We start from the raw sequence: 16,111 nt of genomic DNA, 5'->3' as shown, positions 1-16,111 counted from the left end.
TGCACTCAGCGCACAAAGACCCCACCAGAGCCTTGTCGCTCGGATCCCCAGCAGATGTTCGTACTCGCCAGGGTTGCGGAATGACGGCTGTATATATGTAAGCAGAATGAAGAAAAGCGATGTACCGAGGAAAACCACAATGGAAGGCGCGACTACAAGCCACATGAAATAAGACCTTCCGAGCGGCGACAAGGGTATCGCGGCCAGCAATAGAACCAGCCCGGCATAGAAGCCCAGTCGCGCTCGATATACGGGAAATGCTCGCATGTGTCTACGCCTCTGGTCTAGCGTTAACTATCGCCATCCTGGGTTGAAGAGGACACCACATAAGTGCATCCCGTCGCCGCCAAAATGTTGATCAGCCCCTGCGCCGGTTTCCCGGCGGGAAGCCCAAGCAATGAACACCGGTTCCAAGCTCGCGCTCCGAGCCGCAGGAGCGCGAGCTTGCCGGAATCCAGATGGTCCTGAACCATGGCGACAGCATATGGGCCCCATCCAAAGCCAGCAGCCAGGAATGCATGCTTTGCCTCTAGATCGGCCAGCCGCGGAGAATCGGCATTATGGTTGTGAGGGGCAACAAATGGACGCTCGTTTCAGCTGAGAGCGCTTAACAGCGCATCTGCGGTAACGACGGTGCAATATTCGTTGTCCAAGTTGGCGAGCGACATGGCGTGAACATCTTCGGCGCTTCGCGGTGACCCATTCCAGTCTGTCTGAGCGAATGTGAAACACCCGTCAGCCACAAGCCACGTCTGGAAACCAAGGTTCCCGGCCATCCGGACGGTTGCCTCGACTGAATTGTTCGTGATGACTCCCGCCACGACCAATGTGTGAAAGTCATTGGCTCGAAGCCTTTTTTCCAGGTCGGTGCCGATGAACGCACTGTTCGTCTGCTTCGGAATGACCGATTCTCCAGTTATGGGCGCTGTCTCCGGCTTGAATTCATGTCCGGGCTGGCCCGGTCTGTAGTGAGACGTGGAGTCTGTGGAGTCATGCCGAACGTGCCAAACAGGCCACCCCTGGGTTCGCCAATGGGCGAGGAGTCGACTGACTTGCCGCTCGGCATCAGGGTTATTTCGCTCGCCCCAACCGGGATGGTCAATCGCCCACTGCAAGTCAATCAGCAGAAGTACTGCACCGTATGGAGCAAGTTGGGAACGCATGTGTACAGCCGGGAGATTTTTGAATCGATTCGGTGGCCGAGACGGGGCGGAAAAGCCGAGCGAAAGTGACTATACAGTATGGCAGTATGGCCACCACGGTCATCGTGCGACGTTCTCGGACGTGCCCAACATCCGTTGTGAGCAGCGCAATCGCCTCCGCGATGGATACCGGGGCGCAAGCCACTGCTTGACCGGCTAAACCCGAAGGCCGCAATTGACGGGAAGGGGGCTCTGGCCGATGTCCGGTTCCGACCCGGAGCAGCCCTTCACGTATAGCGCCGCAAGGGGCGGCTTTTGGGGCCAATCGGTCACCCGGTGGAAGTGGACGAAGTGCGGCACATTAGCCCGTACTTACAATCGTTAGAATAGCGACTCCATGCGAAAACGGGGCTTTCAACAGTATGATGCGTGCGCTTAGCAACGAAGGGGACATCCGCCGCGCGGCGGCACAACTGCGCGCCGAAATCGAGAGCCACTCATATCGAGAGCTAAAGGTGACTTGGGGTTTTCCCAACGGCGACCGCCAAACACTCGATAGCTGCATCTTGCGCGGAATAAGAAACGATATCTACGTCGGATTCGGTGTGCTACGACCTAATGTCGTCTCCCATATTTTCAAGCTCGTCGATCATGGGAGCGACCCAACGGATGCGTTCTACCCCAATGCCGAGGTGAATGTCTCCCTGTTGGGAAAACGAGGCGTTGCCGGCATGCTGGCAGCTGACGGCAGCGACACATGGTTATGCCACAGCGCGATGTTTAACGCATTTCGCACAAAAATTGCGCGCGAAAAGTCGCTAACTTTTTTCCGTGACTTCGTAGTTTCTGTCGTAGATGGTGAGCGGCAGCGTGAAGTTATTCCTGTAGTCGCACTTGGCTCATCGACCTTCGTCGCAGATATCGAAGCGTTCGTCTTGCGCGTCCTCGATCTCAAAGATCAGTTCAAAACGGGAGGCGAACTTACGGAGAAAGCCAAACGAGACGAAGACAAAGCCGCAGAAGCCCCGAAAAACGAAGACCCGTGGCGATGGAATGACGGCGACGAATTCGAAGGCATGAAGACCGCCGGCAATCGAGACGGCGTAACCTACGAATATCGCCATGGACCGCTTTGTAACCGGCTCAAGAGCGCGCTGGAGGACTGGATTAAGCTCAGGACCCGCCGGGAACCACTTATCGCTCGCCGCACAGTGAACATCGATAGCGCGATTGTCGGCCACGACATGCGGGCTCGGGTTATCTTTGAGGTAAAGACTTCTGGATCTCTCGGCGGGGAGTTGTACAAGGCGATCGGGCAGTTGCTGCACTACCGGCGCAAGCGTGGTACTCCGGATACTCATCTCGTGCTTACGCTGCCCGGGGAAGTGGATGGCACCGCAAACGACACGATAGATTTCTTCAACGAGCTAGGCATCTACGTGATCTACGAGACCGAGCCCGGCATCTTCAAAGCATCTGACGGGACCACCTTGGAAGCGCGCTTGGACGGATTGCTAGGATAGGTGCTGGGCCACTACGTTGAGAAAGGCGGACGTTTGAACGGCGGTCCAAGCGCGTCGTCGGCCAGCAGGTACTAGCCGCATGCCCTCCAATCCATTTTTGCATAGCGCGTGAGTCGCGGCGACACGGCAGGGCCGACAGCACGCGACCCGAAGCCGTCCATCGATTCCGCACTCCGAAGCAGAAGTTTGAATGGGCGCTGACCATTGGCTGATTGGCCGCGCCCCTCGCTAGTTGCTGCGCGCCCAAAGATGCAGTAACGTATACAAAGTTACTAAATATGTCTGCGGAACAAAAAAATGGCGACCAAGCGATCCCAGAACAAGTGTCGAAACTGCAAGTACACGTGGTATCCGAAGGGAAAGAACTTGTCGCTCAAGTGTCCGGGGTGTGGAGGAACGGATGTTGGATATGCGGGCATGGGGCTATTCGGACAACTGGGTCTTGGCGCACTAGTGATCGGTGGATTTGTAATTTTCTCGGGCGGAGAGAAATCAGTTTCATCCCCGAGTCGGGATGCAAAGACACCGTCAGGGCTCGCGACCCCAACGCGGCCGACGCCGACCAGCCCGATGACACCGCTCGCACCTTCGAACCGCGAGGTTCAGCGCGCGCCCGATCTGACATTGGGGCCGGTCGAGTACCACAATCCGGCCGCGGGCGTTGTCGTACAGCCGCATATCACGATGTCTCAAGTCCCGCCTGCCACATCGAGTTCCACCGGCAGTGCGATCCGGATTTATTCCGCAGAAGAGATCACAGCAATGGAGCAAGCCAAGGGATACCAAGGCAACGACTCGATCGTGCGACGCCGTCTCGGCTTGCCTTCCCGCGAGACCGGCCAGCTCATTCCTTAAGCGTAGGCATAGAAGACTCGAACGCCTGCGACCCATATTGGCCCCGTGTGACGTCGTAGTAATCGATCTGTCGGCCGGTAAACCCTGACGCGGCTGTGGCTACCCTTGCCTGAGAACGTTTTCGCGCAGCGCCGTTTCGCTATTGGCTTATGTCCGTTCCTGGCCGGAAGCGAACTATCACTGATGCCTGCTTCCGAGCCGCAGCGGAAACTCGCAGCGGGTCATTCGTTACAATCATTAATGGTCAATCAAGGGGGTGGGAATGGCTGCAATGCGTAAGAAGATAGGCGGGGCGAAGAAAACTGTCGCTGGCTCGGCCAAGAAGGTCGGATCTAAGACGACTGCACCGAAGAAGTCCGAACGAGTCTACTTCAAGCAGTCGGAATTTCCGCTGGCCACATTGCAGCATGCACAAAAAATTGCTTCTGCATTGGTAGACAACTTCGCAGGAGACTCTGCGCCGCCGCCTGACGTAGCGCTCGCCCTCGGAATCAGCCCGACGAGTAGTGCGTGGCAAACGTTGACTGGCGCGTCCATCGCATACGGCCTTTCTGAAGGCGGAATTAACGCTAATGTAATCAAACTAACCGCGCTCGGACGTCGGCTTGTCGCGCCAGAGGCCGAGGGCGAGGACATCGTCGCGCGCCGCGAAGCCATATTGCAGCCTCGCCTACTTCGCGAGTTCTTTGAAAAATATCGGCGCGCGAAGCTTCCGAACGATGTCATAGCGGGAAATGTGTTGAAGTCGCTAGGGTTACCGGCTGACCGCACGGCTAATGCGCTGGAGATCATCAAGGCGAATGGCGCATACGCTGGGATCATCAAATCAACTCCCACCGGCCCCTTTGTTAGCTTGGATTCCCCTAGTGTTCCCGTCGCAGCGGCGACTGCCGACGTTCAAGACAACGACGTAGCAGATCCCGCCAACCTCGATGAGGGCCTGCGCTCCATCGCTGAACGAGTTGCACAGCCTGTCACTACCGTTATTGCATCTGCTGCCCCTATTAGGGAGATGGACTCGAAGGCAAACCGCGTTTTCATTACGCACGGCAAACAGCGCGCGATCGTTGGCCAGATCAAAGAACTTCTCCTCTTCGGTAATTTCGAACCCATCGTCTCGATTGAGCGCGAATCAACCGCAATAGCGGTGCCGGAGAAGGTGTTCGAGGACATGCGTTCGTGTGGCGCAGGGGTGCTTCATGTCGGCGCTGAGGGGCACTATCTCGACAAAGATGGCAACCAGCATGCGAAGCTGAACGACAACGTGCTTATCGAGATTGGCGCCGCAATGGCGCTATACGGCAAGAGGATGGTCCTCCTGGTCGAGAAGGGGGTGAACTTGCCCTCGAACCTTCAGGGGCTGTATCGATGCGAGTACGAGGGCGACAAGCTCGACTACGAGTCGACCATGAAGCTTTTGAAGACCTTTAGCCAATTCCGCTAGCAAGGACTGCGATGGACCCCGCCTGAACCTTGTCGACCGCCTACACAGGGTGCGATCCAGGGTCCATTGCTGGCAGCTCGATCAATCGCTTGAGCCGACATTGATCTGAGCCGCCGCAAACTGTCAGTCGTGGGTGGGCGCTTGTGGCCACGAGCCGTCATTGTCGAAAGCCCGAGGACGCCCCGCAACGGACGGCGATCTGCGTCGCACTTTCTGAAACGCTCGTGATGGCACCCAGATTCATCAGCCTAGTAGATGGTCAACTCATAGAGTGATGCAACATAGCCGCTGGGAAAAGGTTTTGTGCCCACACGTGCAAAACCAAGCGACTCGTAGTAGTTGCATAGACTGGTATTTGTCACTTCGCAATCGAGCCTTAGACGTTGACGATCATTGGCGCGCACGACATCGGCACACCAGTTGATGGCGTATACGCCAAGCCCAAGACCACGAAAGCCGTCTCTTATGGAAAGCCCATGGACATATCCGGCGTTTGGAGCTTGCGGTCCCCAGTGCTCATCGTCTTGCCACGACAACGACAGCATACCGGCTGGCATTCCGTTCTGTTCGATGACGTGTAAGCCACCTTGCTCCAATGCCTGCCGTGCCGCCTCTAGCGTCCACTCGTTCCCGCCCCAGGCCAAATCTTTCCGACTCAACTTGTAGGCCGTCGCGTCATTCCTGATGGTAGTCAGGATAGACAAATCATTTTCCGTGGCACTACGGACGGCTCTCTTGAAGAGCGGATAAGCGGGGGAGTTGGGGTTGCCGATACTCATTGAGTTCGCCCTTTCGTCGACAAGGTCCAGTGGGCCCCGGCCTACGGGCCGGCCAGGCGGGATTTTCGTAGATCCACCTTCCGTGGTCGAGTAGCAGCTTCGGCCGGCAAGCGACCGCTCGCCGGCCGGGATGCATCAAACCTCTCTTTGTTCAGCCATCTCAAGAGTGTCGTCGACGTCGATGCCAAGGTAGCGAACTGTGCTTCTAGCTTCGTATGCCCGAGCAGCAGCTTAAGGGCCCGGTGATCCCATCTTGAGCCACGGCGTTGTCCTCATTTAGTCTCCACCATTTTTTGGTGGGCACCATGGCGAAGACAGAATTAGCGCCGCTGCGTAAGCGCCGGTCTTACCCGAAGACGTTGAAGGCGCATCGTGGCGCAGTGCAATCATCCTGGGGCATCGATTGCCAGCGTCGCGCTGTCGCACGGCGTGAACGCGAATCTGGTGCATAAATGGATCCGACTCGCCAGCCGTGCGCCCGCGGGCACGGCCGCGTTTGTGCCTGTGGTCGCGCCGGCGTTGCCGGCACCGGGCCGGCATATTGAAATCCGGCTGTCGCGCGGCCCGGTACAAGCGACGGTGCAATGGCCAGTCAGCGAGGCCGGCGCCTGCGTGGCGTGGCTGCGGGAGTGGCTACGGTGATCCGGGTCGATGCGATCTGGCTGGCGACCGAGCCACTGGACATGCGCGCTGGCACCGAGACGGCGCTGGCGCGGGTGGTGGCGGTGTTCGGTATTGCACCCCCGCACCACGCCTATTGTTTCGCGAACCGGCGCGCCAACCGCATGAAGGTGCTGGTGCACGACGGGATCGGCGTGTGGCTGGCCGCGCGCCGGCTCAATGGCGGCAAGTTCACGTGGGCCGAGGCGACCCGCGGTCCGCATATGGCGCTGGACACCGAACAATGGCAGGCGCTGGTGCTGGGCCTACCTTGGCAGCACGTCGGCGCCGCAGGTGCGATCTCGGTGCTGTAGCGTCCGGCAATCCGGCAAGACGCCAATACCGCCACCGCGAGCGCTGCGGCATACTGGCGGCCATGAGTACCGCATCTTTGGACCACCTGGACGCGCAGCAACTGCGCGCATTGGCCGAACGCCTGATGGGCGAGGTGGCCACGCGTGACGCCCAGATCGCGGCGCACGACGCGGTGATCGCCGAGCGCGACCGCGTGCTGCTCTTCAAACAGACGCACATCGATCACCTCACGCAGGAACTGGCGCTGTACAAGCGGTGACGCTACGGCAAGCGCAGCGAGCAACTGAACCCGGCGCAGGCAAGCCTGTTGGAAGAGACGATGGATGCCGACATGGCGGCCATCGAAGACGAAGTGAACGCGCTGCGCGAGACGATCGGGCCCAAGCCTGCGCAGCCGCAGGTGCCGCGACGCATGAAGCTGCCAGCCGAACTGCCGCGCACCGACATCCATCACGAACCGGCATCCACGACTTGCGCCTGCGGCTGCGGCCTGAAGCGCATCGGTGAGGACGTCAGCGAGAAACTGGATTACCTGCCCGGCGCCTTTACGGTCCAGCGGCATATCCGCGGCAAATGGGTCTGCGACAAGTGCGAGACGCTCATCCAGGCGCCCGTGCCGGCTCAGGTCATTGACAAAGGCATTGCGACGGCGGGGCTGCTCGCGCAAGTGCTGGTGGCGAAGTTCGCCGATCACCTGCCGCTGTATCGCTAGGAAAGCATCTTTGCACGCGCCGGCCTGGCGCTGCCGCGCTCGACGCTGGGCGAATGGGTTGGTGTGTGCGGGCTGCGGTTGCAGCCCTTGGTCGATGCGCTGAAGGCCGAAGTCCTGGACAAAGCCGTGTTGCATGCGGACGAGACGCCGGTACAGATGCTCAAACCCGGGGCGGGTAAGGCGCATAAGGCTTATCTGTGGGCGTACACGCCGACCTCTTATGACAGCCTGCGCGCAGTGGTCTATGACTTCACGCCCAGCCGCGCCGGTGGGCACTGCCGCACGTTCCTCGACGACTGGCGCGGCAAGCTGGTGACTGACGATTATGTGGGCTACAAGGCCGGGTTCGCGGCCGGCATCACGGAACTGGGCTGTATGGCACACGCCCGGCGCAAGTTCCATGACCTGCATGCGAAAACGACGGGCACGCCCCGATCGACAACAATTGGGTCGAGAACCAGATCCGTCCCTGGGCGGTCGGGCGTGCAAACTGGTTGTTCGCTGGGTCGCTGCGCGGTGGGCAGCGTGCAGCCGGCCATCATGAGCCTGATTCAGTCGGCACGCCTGAACGGCCACGACCCGTATGCCTACTTAAAAGACGTGCTCACGCGGCTGCCGACGCACAAGAACCATCGGATCGCCGAACTGCTGCCGCATCGGTGGACACCGGCTACCTGATTAACCGTCGTCAAGGCGTGATTACCGGCCGCTTACGTTGATTTTCGTGTTTGACGAGCGAATCTAGAACGCCGGATTTAATGAAGCACTCGATCTCAGGAGTCGAGAATCTGGTGCGGGAGCGGAGAAAGAAGGCAGCCCAAACGCGCGCTTACTACACGAACGTAGTAAGGAAATTTGAACAGTCAGTGTGTTGAGTGATGTGGGTCAACGGCAAACCAAGGGAAAGGACGCTGGCATCGTCTTCCAAGTCGTCAAGTTGCCGATTCAGTAGGAGATGGTCTATCCAATAGCCATCGGTCGCCAGTACCCACGGGCCGGCATCGTTCCAATCCAGCCATGTCACTTCCGGTATATCGAAGCGCTGCGCGCGTAGGCGGCGCGTTAGAATGTGGCGAGCATCCATGACGGCATGCTCCCTACTGAAGCACTCCCCCAAAGCATTCGCGGCGGTATGGACAGGGGTAAGCCAGCGCCCTTCGTTCGTCGCAGTTATTTGTCCGACACGGCAGTCGCCGCAATTGATGGCCCACGCACTACAAGCGGCCCTATTCAGGGCCAGGACAGCATATGCGGCTGTTTCAAGGACGTAGACTCCATTGTGAAGCTCTTTATGAGCTAACCGCATGGCTGCGATAAAGTCGTTGGGGGCAAGTGAGTCAAGCTGATGCGCAATCGTTATAACTTTGGCCACCCAATGGTTCGCGTAGGCACCCCCGTGGGAGCCGCTTACCGTGCCGTCAACAATTATGGCGACGACCTTATCTGTGCTGACGTACACCCCGCCCGCGTCTCGATTCTCGGGCCGGCCCCGTCCTCGTCTAGTTCGCCACTCGTTTATGCCAAGGTTTGGGATCTGCCACATCAAGCACCCAGTGCCACAATTGAATCGATCACGCCATATAAGTACTTTTCTTGTTCGACGTTTCCACGAGCGCAGCTCTGGATTGCGTGATCCATACTGGGATGCTCCAGCAAGCGGCGTAAGGCACTGGACACGTAGTTCCTCAAATCCGCTGGCGCTTGCGCCATTTCGTTAACCAACGCTTCGCGCCCATCGCACAAATTGAGAATGTCCTCAACGTCCTGGCTGCCCAATGGGTCATTGTTGCCGCGACCGCTGTAGGCCTCCAACTTGGTGGCAACGAAGTATGGTGGCGTTACGAGCCGGATCACTATGTCGTCGCCGATGGCATAGGGCTCCGCCGTCGACAGCGCTTGCGAATACCAGCGATTGGAGAATCCGAGCAATCGAGCATCGTCTGGCATGAAATCAACGCGCAGCTCGCCGAGTTGCAATGCGCAAATAGGAGCATCGCCGGATAGTATGTCCTTGAAACCTTTAGAGCGCAGTTGGTTCTGCACTTCTGCCCACTCGGCGTAGCCTACGACATGGATAATGAGATCGACATCCTTGGTATGGCGCACCTGCTCGCGAGAAAAATCGTCCGTGATCAACAGGCCGGTCGTGCAGCCACCCACAAACGCCACTTTGCCTAGAAGTTCCGGTCCCAATGCTCCGGCCACATGCCGAATCATGCGTTTATGTACCTCGGCCTCAGACACGCGGTGGCTCCAACATACGGTTTAGAACATCGATTGCGATACTTCTCTCGCGGGCTTGCCCAATTCGAATCGCATCCGTGAGGGCCAACAGACTGTAAAGCATGGAGTCCTTCTTTACGGCCAACGGCACAGTTTTATATATAGGCTCCAACGCCTGCCCTTTTGTCTTGCCGCGAGGATCCGGCCAGACTAGTGGCATCTCACCACCAGACAACACTGTCTCGGCCAACACAGGCGCCGCCCAGGCGGTGGCAATGCCACGAGTCAACGGCCCAATGGAAGCCGGAAACACGTATCTCAAGCCATATACGAGGAATTCCGCCAACGCTGTCGTGTTGGCTTTGGGCAGACCAGTCAAGCGGTCGGGCTTGGCCAAGCCGCTTTTATAGCAACGAGCGAGCGAGAGGCTCACCTGGGACTTGCTGATTCCAGTCATCTCCGCTAACGGTCGTATGCCGTACTGAGCCGCGCTCGAGTGCTCATGTGTCGCCAATGGACGTAGATGCAGGTGGTCCAGATCCTCCAACCCGCTGGCGGCAACCTCCAACGTCGGCGCAGTCTCCTCGGTTTCCCAATCTTGCCAGCGGCTGTCCAAATATTTGTCGCCGGTGCGATCGCTTTTGGACAAGCTCACCAACTTCAGGAGCAGCAAAACGTCTTGACTTTTCATTTTCGTTCGCGGTCGGCTGTCCCCGTTCCTAGGACAAGGGACAACTGTGCCGAACGCCAGCATAAATGTCAAGATCATCGCCGCAGACCGCCCCACGTACCGGAATTCCGAGAACACGGGGCAACATCGCGCCAATCCTCCCCCAGACTTGTAACAGCCCCACCCCTCCCCCTTGAACCCCGCCCAACCGCCCCTATAATTAGCACTCACCGCCGGCGAGTGCTAACACCCCTCCCCCGGGCGGTTCTGTGAGACAACCCTCTACCGTATCGAACTACAGGAGTTCTTCATGGCCCTGCGTCCTCTGAATGATCGCGTGATCATCAAGCGTCTGGACAACGAGCGCAAAACCGCCTCGGGCATCGTCATCCCCGACAGCGCGGCCGAAAAACCCGACCAGGGCGAAGTGATCGCTGTCGGTCCCGGCAAGCGCACGGAAGACGGCAAGGTTCTGCCCGTTGACCTGAAGGCTGGCGACAAGGTGCTCTTCGGTAAATACTCCGGCCAGACCGTGAAGGTCGATGGCGAAGAGCTGCTCGTCATCCGCGAGGAAGAAATCCTCGCCGTGATCCAGTAATTCCCCGACACCGTACCGAATTCCAGTAAGGAACTACTATGGCTGCCAAGCAAGTCCTGTTCAGCGATGACGCCCGCGTGCGTATCGTCCGCGGCGTGAACGTCCTCGCCAACGCTGTGAAAACCACCCTCGGCCCCAAGGGCCGCAACGTCGTGCTCGAGCGCTCCTTCGGCGCCCCGACCGTGACCAAGGACGGCGTGTCCGTCGCCAAGGAAATCGAACTGAAGGACAAGTTCGAGAACATCGGCGCGCAACTGGTCAAGGACGTTGCCTCCAAGACCTCCGACAACGCCGGTGACGGCACCACGACCGCGACCGTGCTGGCCCAGGCCATCGTTCAGGAAGGCCTGAAGTACGTTGCCGCCGGCTTCAACCCCATCGACCTGAAGCGCGGTATTGACAAGGCTGTCGCCGCTGCCGTGGAAGAGCTGAAGAAGCTGAGCAAGCCGGTCACGACCAGCAAGGAAATCGCCCAGGTGGGCTCGATCTCGGCCAACAGCGACCAGTCGATCGGCCAGATCATCGCCGACGCGATGGACAAGGTCGGCAAGGAAGGCGTCATCACCGTCGAAGACGGCAAGTCGCTGGAAAACGAGCTGGACGTGGTCGAAGGCATGCAGTTCGACCGCGGCTACCTGTCGCCCTACTTCATCAACAACCCCGACAAGCAAGTCGCCGCGCTGGACGATCCCTTCGTCCTGATCTACGACAAGAAGATCAGCAACATCCGCGACCTGCTGCCCGTGCTGGAGCAAGTCGCCAAGTCGAGCCGTCCGCTGCTGATCATCGCTGAAGACGTCGAAGGCGAAGCGCTGGCCACCCTGGTGGTGAACAACATCCGTGGCATCCTGAAGACCACCGCCGTCAAGGCGCCCGGCTTCGGCGATCGCCGCAAGGCCATGCTGGAAGACATCGCCATCCTGACGGGCGGCGTGGTCATCTCCGAAGAAACCGGCATGTCGCTGGAAAAGGCCACCCTGCAGGACCTGGGCCAGGCCAAGCGCATCGAAGTGGGCAAGGAAAACACCACCATCATCGACGGCGCCGGCGACACCAAGTCGATCGAAGCCCGCGTCAAGCAAATCCGCGTCCAGATCGAGGAAGCCACCTCGGACTACGACCGTGAGAAGCTGCAAGAGCGCGTGGCCAAGCTGGCCGGCGGCGTGGCGGTGATCCGTGTGGGCGCCGCGACCGAAGTCGAAATGAAGGAAAAGAAGGCCCGCGTCGAAGACGCCCTGCACGCCACGCGTGCGGCGGTGGAAGAAGGCGTGGTGGCCGGTGGCGGCGTGGCCCTGCTGCGCGCCAAGCAAGCCATCGCCGACCTGAAGGGCGACACGCCCGACCAGAACGCCGGTATCAAGCTGATCCTGCGCGCCGTCGAAGAGCCGCTGCGCACGATCGTGTCGAACGCCGGTGAAGAGTCGAGCGTGGTGGTCAACGCCGTGCTGAGCGGCAAGGGCAACTACGGCTACAACGCCGCGACCGGCGAGTACGCCGACCTGGTTGAGCAAGGCGTGCTGGATCCGACCAAGGTTACCCGCACCGCCCTGCAGAACGCCGCGTCCGTCGCCAGCCTGCTGCTGACGGCCGAGGCCGCCGTGGTCGAGCTGGTCGAAGAGAAGCCCGCTGCGCCGGCCGGCATGCCTGGCGGCATGGGCGGCATGGGCGGCATGGACTTCTAAGAAGTATTGCCGTACGAAGCCCCGGGGTGACCGGGGCCCGACTGCAAACGGCCCCGGGGGAGACCCCGGGGCTTTTTTATTGTTGCCTCGGCGCGGAGGCTACTGTCGCAACTCGGAGTGCGGGGAGCTCAAGCAGGCATACGGATCGTGTCCGTTTCCCCATGCCACGGTGCTTGAACAACCAGCGATCGATAGATGGTCTCGGGCGAAATATACGTAGCCTCTCCGCCCGGAGATTGACGTTTCAGCCAAGGGATGCCCCAGGCTGATTGCACTCCGTCGGGAAACTTCGCTGGCCGTTTATGATTTTTTCAAAAGAATCGAAATGCCGATGTCCATGTAGCACTTCAACCAGCTGTTGTTCAGCTCGCGGAAAGAGTAATAGTCCTGGCCATCGGCGGGATCCATATAGGTGTAATCCGGCCGCTGCATAACATAATGGAGGCCCAGCATTTTCATAACGCCCATGATCTTCAGCAGCCTTTCAGCGTGGCTCAAGGGCGGCGGTTCCCTGTGAAAGACCGAAACTCCCGACTGCTCGCAAAGCGACTCGCACTGGGGATAACGCATGGACACCAATTTGGTGGGGTAGGTGGATGCCATGTAGATCTGGGCGTCCAATCCTATCAGGCGGGCCGCCAACACAAGGTTATGCGGAAGTGAATAGCCGCCTTTATTCAGATCCATTCCGACTGGGCGTGCCCCAAGACTGGATCCACTGGTGAGATAGTAAAGGGCAGATTCGCAGAAATTGTCGGCCTGCAATTCTTGCCCTTGCATCGCCGTGCCGGGAATTGTCGGGAGGTGGCGAATACCCAACTCTTTCGCGGCGCAGAGCAAGGCGGCTGCACCGCACGATTTGTCGTAGAACTGCTTTTTACGGATGCTCATAGCTCTTCTCTGGCCGCTATTTTGAAACCGGTACGTGATCAGGCATCGCCGGACGAACGGTATCCCGTTGCAAGCACGCCGTGTACGGCGGACGCGGCTTTCACTGAGGGATGAATAGGCCAGGCGATTCTGCAGTATTTTTTTGTTCGCCAGAATAAGAACTTTCTGGCCAGTAGCGGGCCCGTACGCAACGCGTAGCCAGCTCCAGCCATCGGCAAGCGGTATCCGGCACGGTAGCGACAGTTGTGGCCGGCGGGCATCCAAGGGCGAGGCCGCAAACGTACTGGACCTGTCTGCATGGCGCATCAGGAAACGCATCCTCTGCTGTTTCTGGCGCGCCGATCTTTCAACCGCTGCAAGCAGTGGCAAGACCGGCAATGGCTGACGGCGGCGTCCCGGGGCAAAATGGCCAGCGCACCGGCCGGCGTGCCGGACGCATTGGAACGATGGATGCCCAACTGTTAAGGTCTGGACTGGACGCGCCCGTTTCCGCGCCGCCGGCAGGAACATACCTTGCTGCCCCCGGTGCCGCATCGCGGATGAGGCACGTCGCAAAGTTGTCAACGCTTGAAGATGGCGAGTCCGCATATGTCCTATCTTTCCCGTCTCCGCGCCCAGCCGTCCACACTGTGGCGGCTGCTGGTCGCATCGGCCAAACAGTGGTCCGACCACCGCGCCTCGAGCAAGGGCGCCGCGCTCGCGCTGTACGCGATCTTCTCCCTGGCGCCCATGCTGATATTGGTCATCGCCGTGGCAGGCGCCTTTTTCGGCGAACAGGCGGTGCGTTCCGAACTGGTGGGCCAATTGCGCAACCTGATGGGCGACCGCGGGGCGGAAGTCATCCAGATCGTGCTCGCCAGCGCGCATGAGTCCGGCAGCGGCGTCATCGCGACCGTGATCTCCGTCTGCGTTCTGATATTCAGCGCGACCACCGCCTTCGCCGAGCTGAAGGAAAGCCTGGACGAACTGTGGGAAGTTCGCGGCAAGGCAAGCAGCGGCGTGCACAAGCTGGTCCGCAGCCGGCTGCTTTCCTTCGGTTTGGTGCTGGTGCTGGCCCTGTTCCTGCTGGTTTCGCTGACGGTGAACGCCGCCTTGTCGGCGGCGCATGAGTACTACGGCGCGCTATGGGCCAATTCCGTTTTCGCCATGGCGGCCGAGGTCCTGTCGGGCGTGTTTTCCTTCGCGGTGGTGGCCGCGCTATTCGCAGTGATCTACAAGCTGCTGCCAAACGCCGTCATTCCGTGGCGTCACGTCATGCCGGGCGCCATCGTCACCGCCGCGCTGTTCCTGCTGGGCAAATGGGGCATCGGGCTGTATCTCGGGCACGGGGCGGTGGCGTCCGCCTATGGCGCCGCGGGCTCGGTCGTGGCGCTGCTGCTGTGGATCTACTATTCCGCGCAGATCTTCTTCTTCGGCGCGGTGTTCACGCGCCAGTATGCCTTGTACCTGAGCCGCGAAGGCCAGTACGCGACCGTGCCGCGGTCCTGATCGCCTCGCCATTGCATGTCGATATCCACCACCCTTTCCCGGCTGCACGACCCGCTGCGACGCATGGCGCTGTCGCTGCAGCATCTTGCGTCGCCGTACCAGCGCTACCGCCATGCGCAGGGGCTGCACGCGATCCGGGTCGCACTCGCGATGCTGACCACCATTCTGATCACCAGCGGGCTCGATGTGCCGCACGGCGATTGGGCGTCGGTGTCCATGCTCGTGGTGATCGGCGGCATTCAGCACCATGGCAATATCCGCAAGAAAGCCGTGGAGCGCGGGCTCGGCACCATGCTGGGGGCAGCCGCCGGATTGCTGCTGATCGTGGTGCACGACCTGTTCGGGGCGCCCGCCGCCACCTACGCGCTGCTTTCGCTGATGGCGGGCATCTGCGGCTATTACGCGATCGGACGGGGCGGCTATATCGCGCTGCTTACCGCCATCACGCTGATCATCGTCGCCGGCCATGGCGACAATTCGATCGAAACCGGCATGTGGCGCACGCTGAACGTGTTCATCGGCATCGTCGTGGCGTTGGTGTTTTCCTTTGCGCTGCCCCTGCTGGCGAGCTTTTCCTGGCGCTACGGCATGGCGCTGAACCTGCGCCGGGCGGGCGCGCTGATCGACCGCCTGCTGTCGGGCGAAACGCTCACGGCGGAAGCACGCGATGCGGCCTTCGCGGACCTGACGCGCCGTTCCATCAGCCTGCGCAATCTGATGCCTTCGGTCGCCAAGGAAATGCAGGTGCCGCTGGGCATGCTGGAAGCCATCCAGACGCAGCACCGATCTTTCCTTGCGACGTTGGAGCTGATCTCGAATGTGCCGCTGGGATCGGCGGATGGCTCGCATCAGGCGGTGCTTCAGGCATTCCGGCGCGAGGGCCGCACCATGCGCGCCATGCTGCTGACCATGGCGCGTGCGCTGCGCGCGGGAAACACGAGGAAGCTCCAGTCCTATGCGGCGGGCGACCTGTTGCCGCAATCCTTGCCGGACGCCGGCGCGCCGCCCTTGCCGGAGGCGCTTCAAGGCCCGTATTGGCTGATGCGGCAGGCGATGGGACAGGTCGATCGCCTTCGCGGGCTGCTGATGGCGCTGCGGCAGCGCCAAGTCTGACCCGCGAAAGCCGGCG

The 16,111-nt window shown here is 60.1% G+C and carries 14 protein-coding genes and 1 pseudogene; 10 read left to right on the top strand and 5 right to left on the bottom strand.

Going from position 1 to position 16,111, the window contains the following annotated elements; all coding sequences use genetic code 11:
• Positions 1-593: 593 nt before the first annotated feature.
• Positions 594-1,163: a cysteine hydrolase family protein gene (locus tag CAL13_RS02835; RefSeq protein ID WP_086071442.1), complete on the bottom strand. Its 570-nt coding sequence runs from the start codon at positions 1,161-1,163 to the stop codon at positions 594-596.
• A 401-nt stretch (positions 1,164-1,564) separates the two neighbouring features.
• Here CAL13_RS02835 and CAL13_RS02830 point away from each other — a divergent pair, with 401 nt between their 5' ends.
• The 3 genes from CAL13_RS02830 (at position 1,565) to CAL13_RS02825 (ending at position 4,964) form a co-directional block, all read left to right on the top strand.
• Positions 1,565-2,665, top strand: a complete 1,101-nt coding sequence (locus CAL13_RS02830; protein WP_086071441.1) for a hypothetical protein — start codon at positions 1,565-1,567, stop codon at positions 2,663-2,665.
• A gap of 570 nt (positions 2,666-3,235) precedes the next feature.
• A complete protein-coding gene (locus tag CAL13_RS21135) occupies positions 3,236-3,520 on the top strand; it encodes a hypothetical protein (protein WP_157664373.1) in 285 nt (94 codons plus the stop codon).
• 271 nt (positions 3,521-3,791) lie between these two features.
• Positions 3,792-4,964: a TIR domain-containing protein gene (locus CAL13_RS02825; protein WP_157664786.1), complete on the top strand. Its 1,173-nt coding sequence runs from the start codon at positions 3,792-3,794 to the stop codon at positions 4,962-4,964.
• Positions 4,965-5,212: 248 nt separating this feature from the next.
• Here CAL13_RS02825 and CAL13_RS02820 read toward each other — a convergent pair whose 3' ends face one another.
• Positions 5,213-5,743: a GNAT family N-acetyltransferase gene (locus CAL13_RS02820; protein ID WP_232467752.1), complete on the bottom strand. Its 531-nt coding sequence runs from the start codon at positions 5,741-5,743 to the stop codon at positions 5,213-5,215.
• 372 nt (positions 5,744-6,115) lie between these two features.
• Between CAL13_RS02820 and CAL13_RS02815 the strand changes: the two genes are divergently transcribed.
• From CAL13_RS02815 to tnpC, 3 genes and pseudogenes are all read left to right on the top strand, one after another.
• A complete protein-coding gene (locus CAL13_RS02815; protein WP_086071439.1) occupies positions 6,116-6,385 on the top strand; it encodes a hypothetical protein in 270 nt (89 codons plus the stop codon).
• Positions 6,328-6,717, top strand: coding sequence for an IS66 family insertion sequence element accessory protein TnpB (gene tnpB / locus CAL13_RS02810; RefSeq protein ID WP_232467751.1), 390 nt, complete (start codon positions 6,328-6,330; stop codon positions 6,715-6,717). The genes CAL13_RS02815 and tnpB overlap by 58 nt, the downstream gene beginning before the upstream one ends.
• A gap of 62 nt (positions 6,718-6,779) precedes the next feature.
• Positions 6,780-8,108, top strand: a pseudogene (gene tnpC, locus CAL13_RS02805) (IS66 family transposase).
• 864 nt (positions 8,109-8,972) lie between these two features.
• On the opposite strand, the gene CAL13_RS02795 reads toward tnpC, so the two are convergent.
• Both CAL13_RS02795 and CAL13_RS02790 read right to left on the bottom strand, forming a co-directional pair.
• Positions 8,973-9,674 carry a hypothetical protein gene (locus CAL13_RS02795; protein WP_086056032.1) on the bottom strand — a complete coding sequence of 234 codons (702 nt, stop codon included), beginning with the start codon at positions 9,672-9,674 and terminating at the stop codon, positions 8,973-8,975.
• Positions 9,667-10,344, bottom strand: coding sequence for a hypothetical protein (locus tag CAL13_RS02790; RefSeq protein WP_086071438.1), 678 nt, complete (start codon positions 10,342-10,344; stop codon positions 9,667-9,669). The genes CAL13_RS02795 and CAL13_RS02790 overlap by 8 nt, the downstream gene beginning before the upstream one ends.
• A gap of 289 nt (positions 10,345-10,633) precedes the next feature.
• Here CAL13_RS02790 and groES point away from each other — a divergent pair, with 289 nt between their 5' ends.
• On the top strand, positions 10,634-10,921 hold the full coding sequence (gene groES, locus CAL13_RS02785; RefSeq protein ID WP_086056031.1) for a co-chaperone GroES: 288 nt from the start codon (positions 10,634-10,636) through the stop codon (positions 10,919-10,921).
• 38 nt (positions 10,922-10,959) lie between these two features.
• Positions 10,960-12,603, top strand: a complete 1,644-nt coding sequence (gene groL / locus CAL13_RS02780) for a chaperonin GroEL (protein ID WP_086056030.1) — start codon at positions 10,960-10,962, stop codon at positions 12,601-12,603.
• Between the two features lie 300 nt (positions 12,604-12,903).
• On the opposite strand, the gene CAL13_RS02775 is transcribed toward groL, so the two are convergent.
• Positions 12,904-13,494, bottom strand: coding sequence for a hypothetical protein (locus CAL13_RS02775; protein ID WP_157664784.1), 591 nt, complete (start codon positions 13,492-13,494; stop codon positions 12,904-12,906).
• Positions 13,495-14,082: 588 nt separating this feature from the next.
• Between CAL13_RS02775 and CAL13_RS02770 the strand changes: the two genes are divergently transcribed.
• Together CAL13_RS02770 and CAL13_RS02765 are read left to right on the top strand one after the other, a co-directional pair.
• Positions 14,083-14,982, top strand: a complete 900-nt coding sequence (locus tag CAL13_RS02770) for a YihY/virulence factor BrkB family protein (protein WP_086071436.1) — start codon at positions 14,083-14,085, stop codon at positions 14,980-14,982.
• Positions 14,983-14,997: 15 nt separating this feature from the next.
• Positions 14,998-16,095 (top strand): FUSC family protein, encoded by a 1,098-nt coding sequence (locus tag CAL13_RS02765; protein ID WP_086071435.1) that lies wholly within the window; start codon positions 14,998-15,000, stop codon positions 16,093-16,095.
• Positions 16,096-16,111: the final 16 nt, after the last annotated feature.

The organism is Bordetella genomosp. 9, assembly GCF_002119725.1.
Taxonomy (GTDB): domain Bacteria; phylum Pseudomonadota; class Gammaproteobacteria; order Burkholderiales; family Burkholderiaceae_B; genus Bordetella_C.
Note: the sequence above shows the minus strand (reverse complement) of the source record. Positions and strands in the feature narration are given on the sequence as shown.

Excerpts from the sequence above, each read along its gene's own strand:
- groES (WP_086056031.1), top strand. The coding sequence starts at position 10,634 with ATGGCCCTGCGTCCTCTGAATGATCGCGTGATCATCAAGCGTCTGGAC.
- CAL13_RS02825 (WP_157664786.1), top strand. The coding sequence starts at position 3,792 with ATGCGTAAGAAGATAGGCGGGGCGAAGAAAACTGTCGCTGGCTCGGCC.
- groL (WP_086056030.1), top strand. The coding sequence starts at position 10,960 with ATGGCTGCCAAGCAAGTCCTGTTCAGCGATGACGCCCGCGTGCGTATC.
- tnpB (WP_232467751.1), top strand. The coding sequence starts at position 6,328 with ATGGCCAGTCAGCGAGGCCGGCGCCTGCGTGGCGTGGCTGCGGGAGTG.
- CAL13_RS02775 (WP_157664784.1), bottom strand. The coding sequence starts at position 13,494 with ATGAGCATCCGTAAAAAGCAGTTCTACGACAAATCGTGCGGTGCAGCC.
- CAL13_RS02820 (WP_232467752.1), bottom strand. The coding sequence starts at position 5,743 with ATGAGTATCGGCAACCCCAACTCCCCCGCTTATCCGCTCTTCAAGAGA.
- CAL13_RS02790 (WP_086071438.1), bottom strand. The coding sequence starts at position 10,344 with ATGAAAAGTCAAGACGTTTTGCTGCTCCTGAAGTTGGTGAGCTTGTCC.
- CAL13_RS02830 (WP_086071441.1), top strand. The coding sequence starts at position 1,565 with ATGATGCGTGCGCTTAGCAACGAAGGGGACATCCGCCGCGCGGCGGCA.
- CAL13_RS21135 (WP_157664373.1), top strand. The coding sequence starts at position 3,236 with ATGACACCGCTCGCACCTTCGAACCGCGAGGTTCAGCGCGCGCCCGAT.
- CAL13_RS02835 (WP_086071442.1), bottom strand. The coding sequence starts at position 1,163 with ATGCGTTCCCAACTTGCTCCATACGGTGCAGTACTTCTGCTGATTGAC.
- CAL13_RS02765 (WP_086071435.1), top strand. The coding sequence starts at position 14,998 with ATGTCGATATCCACCACCCTTTCCCGGCTGCACGACCCGCTGCGACGC.
- CAL13_RS02770 (WP_086071436.1), top strand. The coding sequence starts at position 14,083 with ATGTCCTATCTTTCCCGTCTCCGCGCCCAGCCGTCCACACTGTGGCGG.